The sequence below is a fragment of the Paeniglutamicibacter sp. NPDC012692 genome (assembly GCF_042901625.1).
GTDB lineage: Bacteria > Actinomycetota > Actinomycetes > Actinomycetales > Micrococcaceae > Paeniglutamicibacter.
This window is the reverse complement of the sequence record NZ_JBIBDE010000002.1, coordinates 691,707-707,080: the sequence shown is the minus strand read 5'-3', so window position 1 is coordinate 707,080 and position 15,374 is coordinate 691,707. Positions and strand designations below refer to the sequence as shown.

17 protein-coding genes and 1 riboswitch are annotated in these 15,374 nt (G+C 65.0%); of the genes, 15 read left to right on the top strand and 2 right to left on the bottom strand.

The genetic code is table 11. The features are described 5' to 3' along the window. The first annotated feature begins 118 nt into the window (after nt 1–118). The 12 genes from ACFY5D_RS11385 to ACFY5D_RS11330 all read left to right on the top strand — a co-directional run bounded on the left by ACFY5D_RS11385 (nt 119) and on the right by ACFY5D_RS11330 (nt 10,579). Complete coding sequence (locus ACFY5D_RS11385) at nt 119–1,069, top strand: ABC transporter ATP-binding protein (RefSeq protein WP_387529356.1); 951 nt, start codon at nt 119–121, stop codon at nt 1,067–1,069. Then, nucleotides 1,066–1,926, top strand: a complete 861-nt coding sequence (locus tag ACFY5D_RS11380) for an ABC transporter permease (protein ID WP_387529353.1) — start codon at nt 1,066–1,068, stop codon at nt 1,924–1,926. Before ACFY5D_RS11385 ends, ACFY5D_RS11380 begins: the two co-directional genes overlap by 4 nt. Nucleotides 1,927–1,957: 31 nt before the next feature. Next, the gene (locus ACFY5D_RS11375) at nt 1,958–3,286 is read left to right on the top strand and encodes a sensor histidine kinase (RefSeq protein WP_387529350.1); all 1,329 of its coding nucleotides are present in this window, start codon (nt 1,958–1,960) and stop codon (nt 3,284–3,286) included. Then, nucleotides 3,283–3,999 (top strand): response regulator, encoded by a 717-nt coding sequence (locus ACFY5D_RS11370; RefSeq protein ID WP_387529347.1) that lies wholly within the window; start codon nt 3,283–3,285, stop codon nt 3,997–3,999. Before ACFY5D_RS11375 ends, ACFY5D_RS11370 begins: the two co-directional genes overlap by 4 nt. Before the next feature lie 7 nt (nt 4,000–4,006). Then, entirely contained in the window at nt 4,007–4,171 is a 165-nt protein-coding gene (locus ACFY5D_RS11365) for a hypothetical protein (protein WP_387529344.1), read from the top strand. 96 nt (nt 4,172–4,267) lie between these two features. Continuing rightward, on the top strand, nt 4,268–5,548 hold the full coding sequence (locus tag ACFY5D_RS11360; protein WP_387529341.1) for a M18 family aminopeptidase: 1,281 nt from the start codon (nt 4,268–4,270) through the stop codon (nt 5,546–5,548). Between the two features lie 93 nt (nt 5,549–5,641). Next, nucleotides 5,642–7,741, top strand: coding sequence for an acyltransferase family protein (locus ACFY5D_RS11355; protein ID WP_387529339.1), 2,100 nt, complete (start codon nt 5,642–5,644; stop codon nt 7,739–7,741). Between the two features lie 170 nt (nt 7,742–7,911). Beyond that, complete coding sequence (gene rpsF, locus ACFY5D_RS11350) at nt 7,912–8,217, top strand: 30S ribosomal protein S6 (protein ID WP_209905970.1); 306 nt, start codon at nt 7,912–7,914, stop codon at nt 8,215–8,217. A 45-nt stretch (nt 8,218–8,262) separates the two neighbouring features. After that, a complete protein-coding gene (locus ACFY5D_RS11345) occupies nt 8,263–8,853 on the top strand; it encodes a single-stranded DNA-binding protein (RefSeq protein WP_210001022.1) in 591 nt (196 codons plus the stop codon). A gap of 62 nt (nt 8,854–8,915) precedes the next feature. Further along, nucleotides 8,916–9,155 (top strand): 30S ribosomal protein S18, encoded by a 240-nt coding sequence (gene rpsR / locus ACFY5D_RS11340; RefSeq protein ID WP_007269381.1) that lies wholly within the window; start codon nt 8,916–8,918, stop codon nt 9,153–9,155. Nucleotides 9,156–9,170: 15 nt separating this feature from the next. Next, nucleotides 9,171–9,626 (top strand): 50S ribosomal protein L9, encoded by a 456-nt coding sequence (gene rplI / locus ACFY5D_RS11335; protein ID WP_387529333.1) that lies wholly within the window; start codon nt 9,171–9,173, stop codon nt 9,624–9,626. A 260-nt stretch (nt 9,627–9,886) separates the two neighbouring features. Next, a riboswitch (SAM riboswitch) is annotated at nt 9,887–9,999 on the top strand. A 70-nt stretch (nt 10,000–10,069) separates the two neighbouring features. Beyond that, the gene (locus ACFY5D_RS11330) at nt 10,070–10,579 is read left to right on the top strand and encodes a flavin reductase family protein (RefSeq protein ID WP_387529330.1); all 510 of its coding nucleotides are present in this window, start codon (nt 10,070–10,072) and stop codon (nt 10,577–10,579) included. 118 nt (nt 10,580–10,697) lie between these two features. Here the strand turns inward: ACFY5D_RS11330 and ACFY5D_RS11325 are convergent, their stop codons facing one another. Continuing rightward, nucleotides 10,698–11,123: a DUF1801 domain-containing protein gene (locus ACFY5D_RS11325; RefSeq protein ID WP_387529327.1), complete on the bottom strand. Its 426-nt coding sequence runs from the start codon at nt 11,121–11,123 to the stop codon at nt 10,698–10,700. A gap of 513 nt (nt 11,124–11,636) precedes the next feature. On the opposite strand from ACFY5D_RS11325, the gene dnaB reads away from it, so the two are divergent. Beyond that, on the top strand, nt 11,637–13,010 hold the full coding sequence (gene dnaB, locus ACFY5D_RS11320) for a replicative DNA helicase (RefSeq protein ID WP_387529324.1): 1,374 nt from the start codon (nt 11,637–11,639) through the stop codon (nt 13,008–13,010). An 85-nt stretch (nt 13,011–13,095) separates the two neighbouring features. Here dnaB and ACFY5D_RS11315 read toward each other — a convergent pair whose 3' ends face one another. Next, nucleotides 13,096–13,533, bottom strand: a complete 438-nt coding sequence (locus tag ACFY5D_RS11315) for an SRPBCC family protein (RefSeq protein ID WP_387529321.1) — start codon at nt 13,531–13,533, stop codon at nt 13,096–13,098. Nucleotides 13,534–13,655: 122 nt separating this feature from the next. On the opposite strand from ACFY5D_RS11315, the gene ACFY5D_RS11310 reads away from it, so the two are divergent. Then, nucleotides 13,656–15,059 (top strand): MFS transporter, encoded by a 1,404-nt coding sequence (locus ACFY5D_RS11310; protein ID WP_387529318.1) that lies wholly within the window; start codon nt 13,656–13,658, stop codon nt 15,057–15,059. Beyond that, nucleotides 15,056–15,247 (top strand): DNA-binding protein, encoded by a 192-nt coding sequence (locus ACFY5D_RS11305; RefSeq protein WP_387529315.1) that lies wholly within the window; start codon nt 15,056–15,058, stop codon nt 15,245–15,247. Before ACFY5D_RS11310 ends, ACFY5D_RS11305 begins: the two co-directional genes overlap by 4 nt. The last annotated feature ends 127 nt before the right edge of the window (nt 15,248–15,374 follow it).

Genomic DNA, 15,374 nt, shown 5'->3' with positions numbered 1-15,374 from the left:
CGCCCCCTAGGGGTGCGTCTCGGGGTTTGCCCGTACGCCAAAAGATTGACGATTGCCTCTTCCAAGATCATCCGCTGGAGCGGTGACGGGGAGGTGGATTCTCCGTAGCGTTGAAGCCATGATCAGAGCTGAAGCATTGGCGAAAGCCTACGGCACCAAACAAGCGGTCGACGGCATTTCATTCACCGTCCAGCCCGGCAAGGTCACGGGCTTCCTCGGCCCGAACGGCGCCGGAAAATCCACCACGATGCGCATGATCGTCGGCCTGGACCGGCCAACGGCCGGCACCGTCACGGTCAACGGGCGCAAGTACGCCGAGCACGCGGCCCCGCTGCGCGAGGTGGGAGCCCTCCTCGAGGCCAAGTCCGTCCACAAGTCCCGCAGCGCCCGCACCCACCTGCGCGCGCTGGCCGCAACACACGCGATTCCCAACCGCCGCGTCGACGAGGTCATCGAACTGACAGGCCTTGGCGCGGTTGCCAAGAAGAAGGTCGGCGGATTCTCGCTCGGCATGGGACAGCGACTGGGCATCGCCGTGGCGCTTCTGGGGGATCCGCAAACGCTGATCCTCGACGAACCCGTCAACGGCCTGGATCCCGAGGGCGTGCTGTGGGTGCGAAACCTGGCGCGGCACCTTGCCTCGCAGGGCAAGACGGTGTTCATCTCCTCCCACCTGATGAGCGAAATGGCGTTGACGGCCGACCACCTGATCGTGATCGGCCGCGGCCGGATCATCGCGGATGCACCCATCGAGCAGATCATCGAGGGCCGGAGCCTTCCCACCAGCAGGGTCAAGACCGACCACGTCGAATCCCTCATGAACGCGCTGGCAGCCGAGCACGTCCAGCTGACCCGCGTGGATGCCGAGACCGTCCAGGTGGTGGGTCTGGATTCCAGGATGATTGCCCGGCGGGCCCTGGACCACCAGATCCTGCTCCATGAACTGACTCCGATCCAGCAGTCGCTGGAGGACGCCTACATGTCGCTGACCCAAAACGAGGTCGAATACCACTCCCATCTGGGGAACGAACTTGCTGCAAGCGCCAGCGGAAAGCAGGGCCTGAAATGAGCACCGAAGCCATGACCCGACCCCGTTCGGCCGCCCCCGGCGCCGCCGGAAACGGGAAGCTGACCTTCGCGGGCATACTGCGCAGCGAATTCATCAAGTTCACGTCGCTGCCCTCCACCCTGGTCCTGGTTCTTTCCACGATTGCCGTCATGGTGGGCTTTGCCGCATTTAGCACCTGGCTTGTTGGACAAACCTCAGGTTTGTTGAAATCGCCCGAGGTAGCTGGCCAGATTGGCAACCTCAACGATGTGACCGCAGGGCTGCCCGCCAGCGGCATTTCCTTTGCCCAGCTGATCATCGGATCCCTGGCCATCATGGTCATGAGTTCCGAGTTCGCGACGGGTTCCGCCCGATCGACCTTTGTTGCAGTTCCCACACGCCAACCCGTTTTCTGGGCAAAGGTCCTGATGGTCACCATCGTCTCGGCGCTCGTGGCCTTGGTGTCGATCCTCCTGGGCTATGCGGTGGCAAAGCCCATCGCAGGAAGCTACAACCTGCCGCTCGAATTCACTTCTGAAGCGTTCCAACGCAACCTTTGGTTCGGGATGCTCTATGTGGTCATGGTGTCTCTCATCGGCCTCGCACTCGGAAGCCTGTTACGCAATTCGGCAGGCGCCATCGTAGTGCTCGCAGCCATCTTCTTTGTTCTGTCGGGAGTGGTCTCAGGGTTTGGCACCATGGTTGAATGGCTGGCCGATGCCATGCGCTTCCTGCCCGACCACGCGGCAAGCGCGCTCATGATGGGACCGGGCGGCGAAAACATGCTCGAAACCTGGCAGTCCGGCCTGGTGGTCGCTGCCTGGATCGCCATCCCGCTGGCGGCCGCCGCGCTGGTGCTTCAGCGCCGCGATATCTAGTTTCGGGGCAAGCACTGGATAGGCTCGGAGCATGAGTGAAAATCCGTTGAAGGAGGCCTTCGGAACCCCGGAGGTCTCCTTCGACGAGCTTTCGGCCCAACGCGTGGGGCGCCTGCGTTCCCTGATGCGCCGCAAGCCGCGCTGGGTAGACGCGGTGGTGGTGCTGCTGTACTTCCTGCTGTCCCTGCCGAGCATCATCGAGTCGGCGCTGGCAGCCCGCTGGCCGACCGTGGCGCTGCTGGTCGTGACCGGGTTCGTCCTGTACTTCAGGCGCCGCTGGCCCATGGCCATCCTGATTCTGGTGGCGGCGACCGACAGCACCGCAACGCTCCTGGATTCCTCCTACTTCGGCAGCAGCACCGGCCTGTGGATCGCGCTCTACACTGCCTCCACGCAATACGCCGCCCGGCGCATGTTTGTCCTCACCATCCTGATCAGCGCCCTGCAGTGCCTGATCTTCGTGGTGATCGGTGTTCCCGGCATGTTCACCGATTCACCCGAGGACCAGCAGGCGCTGGCCGAGGTCGGCGGCCGCGCGGTCCTGACGATCCTCGGCGTGGCGTTCCTTGCCGGATCCAACATCTTCTTCGTGGCCGCCGGCTCCGCGGTCCGGAACCACAGGTTGCACGAGGCCGAACTGGCGAACTGGGCAGCCCGCGTGCAAACCCTCGCCCAGGTGCGCGAGCGCAACAGGATCGCCCGCGAGATGCACGACGTGGTGGCCCATTCGCTCTCCGTGATGATCGCCCTGTCCGACGGCGCCTCAGTGGTGCTCAAGCGCGACCCACAACGGGCCGGCGAGGTGCTTGCCGAGCTCTCCGCCACCGGCAGGCACGCGCTGGCGGACATGCGGCGGGTCATCGGCGTGCTGCGCACCGGAGACGGCGCCCCGCTGGAACCCCAGCCGGCCGTGGACTCCATGGAAAAGATGCTCGAGGGGTTCACCGTGGCCGGCCTGCCGCTGCGCTTCACCCAGTCCGGCCCGCCGTTGCCCAAGGACGCGACCTTCCAACTGACCGTCTACCGGATCATCCAGGAATCCCTCACCAACGTGCTGCGCTACGGCCGCAACGTCACCCGGGTCGGCGTGCTGGTCGAACGCGCGGGCGACGAGGTGTCCATCAAGGTCAGCGACGACGGAACCCATCAGGGAGGCCGGCGCGAGGGCGTCGGCTCCGCCCAGGGCATCCGCGGCATGGGCGAACGCGCTGCCCTCTTCGACGGCACGCTGACCGCCGGCCCCTCCCTGGGGGGCGGCTGGAGCGTCGTCGCCACCCTGAAAATCCCGCATCCGGCAGGCGGCTCGCCTGCGGCCGCCGCCGCCACCGTCCCGACCACCGAGACCAGGACCGAACCATGAATCCAGAAGAAACAGCCCCCAAGCCCCGGATCGGCGTGCTGCTGGTCGACGACCAGCCGTTGCTGCGCATGGGGTTCCGGCTCATCCTCGAGGGCGAGGACGACCTCGATGTCCTCGGCGAGGCCTCCGACGGGGCCGAGGGCGTGAAGATGGCGCTGGAGCTGAAGCCCGACGTGGTGCTGATGGACGTGCGCATGCCCAACATGGACGGCATCGAGGCGACCAAGCGCATCGCCGACCAGCTGTGCGGCACCAAGGTCATCATCCTGACCACGTTCGACCTGGACGAGTACGCGTTCGCCGGGCTGCAGGCCGGCGCCTCCGCGTTCCTGCTCAAGGACGTCGCCCCGGAGGAGCTGGTCAACGCCGTGCGCCTGGTGGCAAGCGGCGACGCGGTCGTCGCACCACGGGTCACCGCCAGGCTGCTGGAAACCTACGTGCGCAATGCATCCCCGGCCCGCGGGGCGGCCCCCGCCCCGGAACGCGACCCGCTGCTCGAGGACCTGACCCCGCGCGAGCTCGAGGTGCTCGGGGCCATGTCCGAGGGGCTCTCCAACGCCGAGATCGCGCACCGCTTCTTCCTCTCGGAGGCAACCGTCAAGACCCACGTGCGCAGGATCCTGACCAAGCTGCACCTGCGCGACCGCGTCCAGGCCGTCGTCTACGCCTACGAGACGGGCCTGGTCATCCCCAGCCAGGGACTGGACTACTAGGGCGGCAATGAACAGCGAATTGTTGCGCAGCCCGTGGCTGCTGCTTTCCGTGGTGCTGCTGGTGGCCGGCGCCTTCCTGCTCTCGGTGTTCGGCTGGCCGATCGCCGGGTGGGCTAGCATCGTTCTTGGAGTGTTTTCACTGGTGACAGCGGTTCTCCGCACCCGCATCTAGCGGCCGGCCGCTGTTCCCGGCGGCTCCGTGGATCTTGAAACCAGCGGCCCTTCGGGGCCCAACGACACAAACCCAACTACACAAGGGAACGCCCCCATGCCCAGTGCAGCAGCACTCGACCACGTCAACGACCTCGCTTCCTTCGTGGCGGCCTCGCCCTCCAGCTTCCACGCGGCGGCCGAAGCGGCCCGGCGCCTGGAAGCTGCAGGCTTCACCGGACTCGATGAGCGCGCGGCCTGGGACCTGGGCGCCGGCAGGTACTTCGTGGTCCGCGACGGGGCGATCATCGCCTGGGTGCAGCCCGAATCGGCGACCGCGACCACCGGCTTCCACATCCTGGGCTCGCACACCGACTCGCCCTCCTTCAAGCTGAAGCCCAAGCCGACCACCGGCGCTTACGGCTGGCTGCAGGCCGGCGTGGAGGTCTACGGCGGCCCGCTGCTGAACTCCTGGCTGGACCGCGAGCTGCTGCTCGCCGGGCGCCTGGCCATGTCCGACGGAACCACGGTGCTGGCCCGCACGGCACCGATGCTGCGCTTCCCGCAGCTCGCCATCCACCTGGACCGCGCCGTCAACGACGGCCTGGCACTGGACAAGCAGACCCACATGAACCCGGTCTGGGGCATCGGCAACCCGGACGAGGCCGACGTGCTCGCGGTACTGGCCGAGTCCGCGGGCGTCGACCCGGCGCAGGTCGGCGGCTACGACGTGGTCATCGCCGACGCGCAGCGCGGCGAGGTCTTCGGCGGCTCCAGCGAGTTCTTCGCCAGCGGGCGGCTGGACAACCTGTCCTCGGTGCACGCCTCTCTGGTGGCGATGATCGAGCACGCGGCAACCGGCGGCGGCGACCACATCGCCCTCCTGGCCGCCTTCGACCACGAGGAAATCGGCTCCGAGTCCCGCTCGGGCGCCTGCGGACCGTTCCTGCAGGACGTGCTCGAGCGCATCGGCCACGCCCTGGGCGCCAACACGGAGGACCGCAACCGCGCGTACGCGGATTCCTTCTGCCTCTCGGCCGACGCCGGGCACTCGGTGCACCCCAACTACGCCGGCCGCCACGACCCGGCCAACCGCCCGCTGCTGGGGCAGGGTCCGCTGCTGAAGATCAACGCCAACCAGCGCTACGCCACCGACGCCGTGGGTGCCGCGCTCTTCGCAACGCTCTGCAAGCAGTCCGGGGTCCCGTACCAGGAGTTCGTCTCCAACAACCAGATGCCGTGCGGCTCCACCATCGGCCCGCTGACGGCCACCCGACTGGGCATCCGCACCGTTGACGTGGGGATCCCGCTGCTTTCCATGCACTCGGCCCGCGAGCTGTGCGGCGTCGAGGACCCGTTGCGCCTGGCCAAGGTCGCCGCCGGCTTCTTCGCCGCCTAAGGAGGCTCGCCCCGGCGTCGGAACGCGCCCGCCGGAGGCTCCCGATGCCGGGGCTTAACCCGTTGTTCATCGAAGCGTGCTTTGCTCGCGAACATGACCGCCGAACCGAAGCTTCCGCGCAGTGTCCTGCCAGAGGTCCAGTCGCTGCGCGCCGTGGCGGTGCTGCTGGTGCTGGCCTACCACCTCGCGCCGCAGCTGGTGCCCGGAGGTTTCATCGGGGTGGACGTGTTCTTCGCGATCTCCGGGTTCCTGATCACCGGGCACCTGTTGCGCGAGGTGCGCAGGACCGGCCGGATCGACCTGCCGGGGTTCTGGGCCGCGCGGGTGCGCAGGATCCTGCCCGCCGCCGTCGTGGTGATCATCGCGGTGCTGGGCGCCACTCTGGCCTTCCTGCCGCCCACGCAGTGGAAAACCGTGGGAATCGCGGCCCTGGCCGCCGCCTTTTCGGTGGAAAACTGGGTGCTGGCCGCCGACTCCGTGGACTACCTCGCGGCCGATTCCGCGCCCACGGCGCTGAACCACTTCTGGTCCCTCGGGGTCGAGGAACAGTTCTACCTGGCCTGGCCGCTGCTGGTGTTGCTGGCCGTGTGGCTGGGCAGGTTGCGGTGGCCGGCGCGGTCGGACCCGCGCATTGCGCTCCTGCTGGTCTTCGGCGCGGTCGTCGTCGGCTCGCTTGCCTACTCGATGGTGCTGGTGGGTTCCGGGAACCCCGCGGCGTACTTCGTCACCCCGGCCCGCGTCTGGGAGCTCGCCGCCGGCGGCCTGCTGGCACTGCTGCTCGCACCGCGCGAACCCGGCCTTGAACGGCGCGCCTGGCACCGGTTCCGGGCCACCGGCGCCCGCACCGCGCTGGCCTGGGCCGGTTTTGCCGCCATCGCCGCGGCGGCCTTCGGCTTTGGTGCGGCCACGCCCTTCCCCGGCCTGTCCGCGGCGCTGCCGGTGGCCGGAACCCTTGCGGTGATCCTGGCGGGGGAGACCCGCGGCGTTTTGGCCCCGCAAAAGATCCTTGAACTTTCCCCGGTGCAATGGGTGGGCAACGTATCCTATTCGCTGTACCTGTGGCACTGGCCGGTGCTCATCTTCTTCCTGAACTTCTCCGGCAGCGAGCCGGACCCGGCCCAGGGAACCGGGTTGCTGGTGCTGTCGTTGCTGCTCGCCGGGGCCAGCCACCGGTGGATCGAAACGCCGGTGCGCACCCTGGCCCCGCTGGCTTCCTCGAAGTGGCGGACCCTGGGCGCCGGTGCGGTCGTGGTCGCCCTGGTCACGGCGATGTCGTTCGCCCCCGGGACCCTGGCCCAACGCGACACCGCCGAGCAGGAGGGCGCGGCCGCCACCCTGCTTGCCGCTCCGCCGCCCGAGCTCGGTGCCGCCTCGATCCCGGACGGCGCGCCGCCCTACCTGCCGGGCAAGAAACAGATCATCCCGGTCCCCGCCGACGCCGAGCGCGACAGGCCGCACCTGGGCGAGTGCGTCCAGAAACCGGATTCGCCGGTCACCCGCGAATGCACCATGGGAGCGGCGGACGGCACCCTGACCATAGCGCTGGTGGGAGACTCGCACGCCACGCACTGGTACCGGGCGGTGGAGGCCACCGCCAAGGAACACGGCTGGACGCTGCTGACCTACCTGAAGAACTCCTGCCCGTTCACCGCCACCGAGCGCATCGCGGAGAAAAACGGCCGCATTTCGTGCCACCAGGCCAACGAGGACACCTTGAAGCGGATCATCTCCCGCGGCGACGTCGACGCCGTGGTGACCAGCCACTGGGCCGGGGCCGTCCTGGATAAGGGCGCCGCCGAGGGCTTCGCCGACTACTGGGGCAAGCTCGAGGACGCGGGCATCAAGGTCTATCCGATCATCGACACCCCGCGCCCCGGGACGAGGGTCTTTGCGCGGGACTGCGTGGTGCAACACCCGGATGACCTGGAATCCTGCGGGGCCCCGGCGACCAGCGCGTTCGAGGCCAACGACTTCACGCTCGCCGCGGCCAAGCGCGAGCCCCGGGTCGGTGTGCTGGATTTCTCCGACCAGTTCTGTGTCGGAGGATTCTGTCCGGCCGTGATCGGCAACGTGCTGGTGTACCGGGACAAACACCACATCTCCGACACCTACATGCGCACCCTTGCCCCGGTCTTCGGCGCCCGACTTGAGGCGAAGCTGCGTGCCGACGGGCTGGACGACCGTGCGCGGTGACCCCCGTGACGCACTGCACGCGGGTTCGTCGGGCCAGTGGGCGATTTTCCGCTAGACTGGATAAGGCTGTTTCTGTCGTGCCTGGCAATCGGGCATCGACGACAGCAAATGCAAAGAACCTCCTGTTGCGGAAATGCCGTGACCGTTTAGCCCAAAGGAGGTGGGTTCACATGCGTGCTTATGAATTGATGGTGCTGATCGACCCCGAGGTCGACGAGCGAACCGTTGAACCGACCCTCGGTAAGTTCCTGGACGTTGTACGTAACGATGGTGGAACCATCGAGAACGTTGACATCTGGGGCCGTCGCCGCCTGGCCTACGACATTCAGAAGAAGAATGAGGCCATTTACGCGGTAGTTAACTTCACCGCCACCCCCGCTACTTCCGCGGAACTTGATCGCCAGTTGAGCCTCAATGAGACCATCATGCGCACCAAGATCACCCGCCCGGAAGAGGCAAAGGTCGTTGCAGAGTAATTCTGCTTCTCGATCTTCGTAGAACAACACCTTTAGGAGGCTCCAATGGCAGGCGAGACCGTCATTACGGTAATCGGTAATTTGACCGGTGACCCAGAACTACGTTTCACCCCGTCAGGGTCGGCAGTCGCGAACTTCACGATCGCTTCGACCCCGCGAACCTTCGATCGCCAGTCCAATGAGTGGAAGGACGGCGACACGCTGTTCCTCCGCGCATCGGTGTGGCGTGAGGCTGCCGAAAACGTCGCTGAGACGTTGACCAAGGGCACTCGTGTCATTGCTCAGGGCCGCCTCAAGTCGCGTTCTTACGAAACCAAGGAAGGCGAAAAGCGCAACGTCACCGAGCTCGAGGTCGATGAAATCGGCCCGTCGCTGCGTTACGCTTCCGCAAAGGTCACCCGCACCCAGCGCTCCGGCAATGGTGGCAACGGTGGCTTCGGCGGACAGAATGCCGGCGGCAACGCCGGCGGATTCGGCGGCGGCAATGCCGGCGGCCAGGGTGGTTTCGGTGGCGGCAACGCCGGCGGAAACAGCGGTGGCGGCTGGAATGCACCGGCAGCCGATCCATGGGGCGCTCCTGCCGGAGGAAACAACGGCGGATGGGGCAACCCGGGTTCTGACGAACCGCCTTTCTAAACAAAATTATTCACCATCCCGCAGAAAATTCTGCGGGCTCCACCTGATAAAGGAGCTCCACGATGGCTAAGGCTGAACTCCGTAAGCCCAAACCAAAGTCCAACCCCTTGAAGGCCGCTGACATCACTGTCATCGACTACAAGGACGTAGCATTGCTGCGCAAGTTCATTTCGGATCGCGGAAAGATCCGTGCCCGTCGCGTTACCGGCGTTTCCGTTCAGGAACAGCGCAAGATCGCACAGGCCATCAAGAACGCGCGTGAAGTAGCCTTGCTGCCTTACTCCGGCGCTGGCCGCGGCTAAGGAAGGTATACAAACATGGCAAAGCTCATTCTGACCCACGAAGTTACCGGCCTCGGTGCCGCAGGCGACATCGTTGAGGTGAAGAACGGTTACGCACGTAACTACCTTCTCCCGCGTTCGTTCGCCATCACCTGGACCCCGGGCGGTGAGAAGCAGGTTGAGTCGATCAAGGCCGCCCGTGCTGCTCGCGCCGTTGCGTCCTTGGAAGAAGCACAGGCACTCGCCGCCGCTATCTCCGCCAAGCCGGTCAAGCTGACCGTCAAGGCCGGCGCTACCGGTCGCCTCTTCGGCACCGTCAAGACCGACGACATCGCCAAGGCTGTTGCAGCCGCCGGCGTTGGCGCGATCGACAAGCGCAACATCGAGATCAACGATCACATCAAGTCGACGGGTAACTACTCGGCTACCGTGCGTCTGCACACCGATGTATCCGCGACCATCTCGCTGGTAGTCGTAGCCGCAAAGAAGTAATTCTCTGCGGATTCATCGTCCCCCGGGACGATAGCGATGAGGACCTCACCTTCGGGTGGGGTCCTCATCGCTTTAACGGGTCGTGTGGACGTGACCCATGGGGGATTGGGCATCGTCCGGGGGGTGCGGCCGCACAGTATCGACAACTGGCGGCCAAAAGCGAGTGTTGTTCGCAGAATCTTCGATTCTTACTCTTCGTGAACCAATGTGTCGAAACAATCTTTGACTGAAGCTAAACTTTTCTCCTAACGTTAGTCATGAATCAAGAGTGTCAACGCAAAAGCCCTGGCTTGTTGACCGGCAACCCTCTCACGGTAGTGGGGTGCTCCAGGTGACGATTCGGCCCGCGGAACCCCGGGGGCAAGTACCGCACACCTTTGATGGCCTGTTGCGCTTTGGCGCACACCCGAATCAAGGTGGGCACCAAGCCGAAGGACCGAGCCATGACTCTTGCGACAGACCTAACCCCCGACACCTTGCGCAACGTTTTCGCCCAGCATCCCTCGGGTGTTGCCGCACTGTGCGCCATCGTCGACGGCGAGCCGCAAGGAATCGTCGCTTCGTCTTTCACCGTCGGCGTTTCGATGGATCCGCCGCTGGTGATGTTCGCGGTCCAGAACACGTCGCGTACGTGGCCCCTCGTTCGATCCAATGCCCGCATCGGGGTATCCGTGCTCAGCGAAAAGAACGAGGGCGTTTGCCGCCAGATCGCTTCCAAGACCGGGGACCGCTTCGCGGGGCTCCGCCTGGATTCCACCGACGAGGGCGCCCTGCTGCTCCACGATGCAAGCTTGTGGCTCGACTGCTCTGTTGAGCAGGAGATTCCGGCGGGCGACCACCACGTCGTCCTGCTGCGCGTGCACGGCCACCAAACGAGCAATGAAACAAATTCCCCGCTGGTCTTCCACGGATCCGCATTCCGCCGCCTGGAAACCGAACAGCTCGTCTCCTAGGCGCTATCCCGGAGGCACGCGAGCCTGCTTGGCCATGATCCACCACGAGAGCCGGATCATGGCCCGGCAGGTTCTGTCTTTTGCGGGGTGGGCCGCGAGGCAGGTGCCGTCCGTTCGCCTAGGAGGGGTCGTGGACGACTTCCATCATGTGGCGGTACCCGTGCCGCGCCAATTCCGTGAGTACGCCAAAGTCGACGTCAGCAAGCTTGTTGACATACAGGCATGCGGCACCTCGCTTGTGCTTGCCTAGCTTGGCCAGGAGCTCTTCGGATTCCGGCGCGACGGTCAGACCGTAGAGGGCCAGATTCGTCGATCGGGGCGAGAACCCGATCGCGCCGGCGTCCCCTTCCCTGCCTGAATCGTATTTGTAGTGGTAAGTTCCGAAGCCGATGATCGTCGGTCCCCACATGGTCGCAGGCTGCCCGGAGACTTCCTCCATCATTTCCAGCAACACCTGCGCGTCCGCGCGCCGAGTGGGGTGGGCAACGGAGGCGATGAACTCATGTGGATCAACGCGGGTGGGGGCGGTTTTGTTGGCGGCCATGCGAGCCAGTATTGCAGTGCCGTAGGCGCTCATCAACCTCGTTAATCCCCAGAATCCCCAGAGCCCTGTGGATAGCTGTGGATAGTTTGTGGGTAACCGCGGAATGCGTTGGGGATTAACCCCGGAATCTCGGGGTTTTTATGTGTATAACCAAGATTTTCGCCCCGAGAATCTGTGGATAACTACTTTCTGTCCACAGGTGTGTAAATGCATAGCGCCTAGTCAGACGGCTTTTGTTGATAAAAATCGCCGGTAATCCACAATGTTCTCCCCAGACTGTGCACACAACACGCCGCAAGGTGCACAGGTTATGCACAGCCCCTGTGGATAACGATGTTGGGTTTGAGTCAAATGAGGTCTAAGGTGACAATGTTCCCCACCTATTTCCACAGGCTTACGGTGTCTCTTCGCACACGTGAGATTGGACGTACCAAAAGGTCGGCCGACCCTGCGACACTGAAGTAGGTAATGACGCGGAAAACTGGGAACCCGCGAAGCTTGAAGGGAAAACCCGTGTCGCTAGCGAACATCGAAACCAATTCTGAATCCGGCGAGTCAGCCTACGGCCGCACGCCGCCGCAGGATCTTGTGGCCGAACAAAGCGTGCTCGGCGGCATGATGCTCTCCAAGGACGCCATCGCGGACTGCGTGGAAGTCCTGCGGGGACTCGATTTCTACCGCCCGGCGCACGAGGCCATCTACGAAGCGATCATCGACCTGTACGGCCGCGGCGAACCCGCCGACGCAGTGACGGTCTCCGACCTATTGACCAAGCGCGGGGAAATCACCCGCATTGGCGGCCCGGCCTACCTGCACACCCTGATCCAGTCCGTCCCGACGGCTGCCAACGCGGGCTTCTACGCCGAGATCGTTCGTGAGCGTGCCGTCTTGCGCCGTCTGGTCGACGCCGGAACCAAGATCGTCCAGCTTGGCTACTCGCAGGACGGCGAGGTCGACGCAATCGTCAACGAGGCCCAGGCCGAGGTCTACAAGGTCGCCGAACGACGCACCGCGGAGGACTATGTCCCGCTGCGCGACATCATTGAGGGCACCGTCGACGAAATCGAATCGGCGGGCTCCCGGGGCGAGGGCATGACCGGTGTGCCCACCGGATTCTACGAACTCGATGAGCTGACCCAGGGCCTGCACGGCGGTCAGATGATCGTCATCGCAGCCCGCCCGGCTGTCGGCAAGTCCACGTTCGCATTGGACTTCGCCCGGTCGGCAGCTATCAAGAACAACATGACCGCTGTTTTCTTCTCCCTGGAAATGGGCCGAAACGAAATTGCCATGCGTCTGCTGTCCGCAGAGGCCAGCATTGCGCTGCAGGACCTGCGCAAGGGAACCATCAAGGACGAGCAGTGGTCGAAGATCGCCACCACCATGGGGCGGCTCAACGACGCACCGCTGTTCATCGATGATTCGCCGAACATGTCGCTGATGGAAATCCGCGCAAAGTGCCGTCGCCTGAAGCAGAAGCACGACCTCAAGCTGGTGGTCTTGGACTACCTGCAGCTGATGAGCTCGGGCAAGCGCGTTGAATCGCGCCAGCAGGAAGTCTCCGAGTTCTCGCGTGCGCTGAAGCTGCTCGCCAAGGAACTCGATGTGCCGGTTATTGCGTTGTCGCAGCTGAACCGTGGTTCCGAACAGCGTACGGACAAGAAGCCGATGGTTTCCGACCTTCGCGAATCCGGATCGATCGAGCAGGACGCCGACATGGTCATTCTGCTTCACCGTGAAGACATTTACGACAAGGAGTCGGCGCGTGCCGGCGAAGCCGACGTGATCGTGGCAAAGCACCGTAACGGTCCGACCAAGACCATGGTGGTCGCCTTCCAGGGCCACTACTCGCGCTTCAACAACATGGCGCAAGAGGGCGGGATGTAACCGTCCCCAACACTGCGGTGCGGCCTTCCCGATGTCAGGGAAGGCCGCACCATTGCGTTAAGCGGCAGCCATGCTTCCGGCTTACCTACGCTTGCGCCTCGGCAAACGACTTGAACTCATTCATAGTCTTCAAGTTCTGCTTCGGGAACATCGAGCCGAAGAGCAGCCCGACGATCTTCATGAACCCGGAGAATTCGAAGGTATTGTGCGCGACCCAGCGGGTCGCTGTTCCGTCCACGTCGTGGAACTCGTTCTTGCAGATGTTGTGGACGCCTTTGGCATCATAGGTTCCGTCGAATGCATCGGGCAGCTCGCGTCGGGTGACCGTCTCGACCATTTCCATGGTGCCCCTGCCCTGCTTGTAGAGCAGCCTTGAGGTTGCACCGGGTTCCCCGGGCGTGCCGGAGACCGCCTCGAAGGAGAGCAACCCCGTCTGCCAGAGTTTCAGGTTTTCCGGGTCGTCGAAGAGCTCGATGAACCTGCTGCGCGGGACGTTGACGGTTATTTCGTTGGTGAACTCCATGCACGAAACCCTACCTGCGGTCACCCCCGAATGGACGTGAATTCACCCCCGAAAAACATTGCTGACAAGACTCTCCGCAGGTCGATGCAATGCGGGAAACGGGCAGGCTTTAAGCTCTAATCATGACCTCGTCTGCTCCCGGATCCGGCGCGAATGTGCCGCTGGGCCTTTTCGCTCCCCAATACCGCTGGATCACCGTGGGAATGTTCTCCCTGGTGTTCCTTGTCGCCTTCGAATCCCTGGCCGTCACGACGGTCATGCCGCTGGTCAGCAAGGATCTGAACGGCGCGGCCATGTACGCGCTGGCCTTCGCGGCACCCATGGCAAGCGGCGTCATCGGCATGGTGGCCGCGGGTGGCTGGTCCGACCGGAAGGGACCGACGGGTCCGCTCTACGTTTCCTCGATCGTGTTCATTGTCGGCCTGCTGCTGTGCGGCCTGGCGCCGAGCATGCAGGCGCTGGTGGTGGGACGCCTGGTCCAGGGGCTCGGCGGCGGTGCCATCACCGTGGCGCTGTACGTGGTGGTGGCAAGGGTCTACGTTCCGCGCCTGCATCCGAAGATCTTCGCCGCATTTGCCGCGGCCTGGGTCATCCCGTCGCTGATCGGCCCGTTTGCGGCCGGGCTTGCCGCGCAAACCGTCAGCTGGCGTTGGGTGTTCCTCGGCGTCGTCGGGCTGGTGCTGCTGGCCATGGCCGCGGTGGTGCCGTCGCTGCGCGGGCTCGGCGGCGGGGAGAAGCCGGAGGGCAAGATCGCCTGGCTTCCGCTGGGCTGGGCGGCCCTGGCTGCGGCCGCGGTCCTGGCCATGAACCTGCTTGCCGACGTCCCCTCGGTGGGGACCTGGCTGATGCTGCTGTCCCTGGCGGTGGTGCTGGTGGCGGTGCGCCCGCTGTTCCCGCGCAAGACCCTGAGCGCGGGGCGGGGCCTGCCGACCACGATCCTGGTTCGCGGGCTGGCCGCGGCAGCGTTCTTCGGCACCGAGGTGTACCTGCCGTACCTGCTGATGGACCGCTACGCGCTCACGCCGGCGGTGGCTGGCCTGGCGTTGACCGGTGGCGCGATCTTCTGGTCGCTGGGATCCGCGGTCCAGGGCCGCATGGGGGAGACCCTGGGCAACGAACGGGCCATGCTCATCGGCTCGGTGCTCGGCGTGGCGGCAATCGTCCTGGTCCTGGCGACCGCGGCCTGGCACTGGCCGGCCTTCGTGGCGATCGCCGCCTGGGGCCTCGGCGGGGCCGGCATGGGACTGGTGTACCCGAGGCAGAACGTGCACATGATCAAGCTGTCGACCACCGCGAACCAGGGCTTCAACTCCTCGGCGCTGGCCATCGCCGACTCGATGGGCTCGGCCCTGGCCCTTGCCGCGGCCGGGCTGATCTTCGCCGCCTTCAGCGGAAACGACTCGTTCGTCGCGGTCTTCGCCTTCACCGCGCTCATCGGGCTGGCGTTGATCGTCCTGACCCCGCGGACGCGGGCCGTTGAAACGGCTGTGCCGGCGATCGAGGTGCGCAATACACTCGGAGCATGAGCGACCATGAACTGCCGAAGATCGGTGCTCCCGCAACGCGGGCACTGAATGCCCACGGAATCACCACGCTTGAACAGGCCGCGGCCCTGGGCGAGAAGGCCCTGCAGGCCCTGCACGGGGTCGGCCCCAAGGCCATCCGGATCCTGCGCGAGGCGCTGGGGGAGGTCGGCTCGGAGCTGGCCGACTGAAGGCCGGCCCGGCACGGAATCCATGGCCCCCCGCGGCGGCGGCCACCACCCATGCCGTGATCGGCCCGAGGAAGTTCAACCGCGAGCGCGCCGGGTAACAGGCCCCCAGCAACCGCAGGTCCGGGCT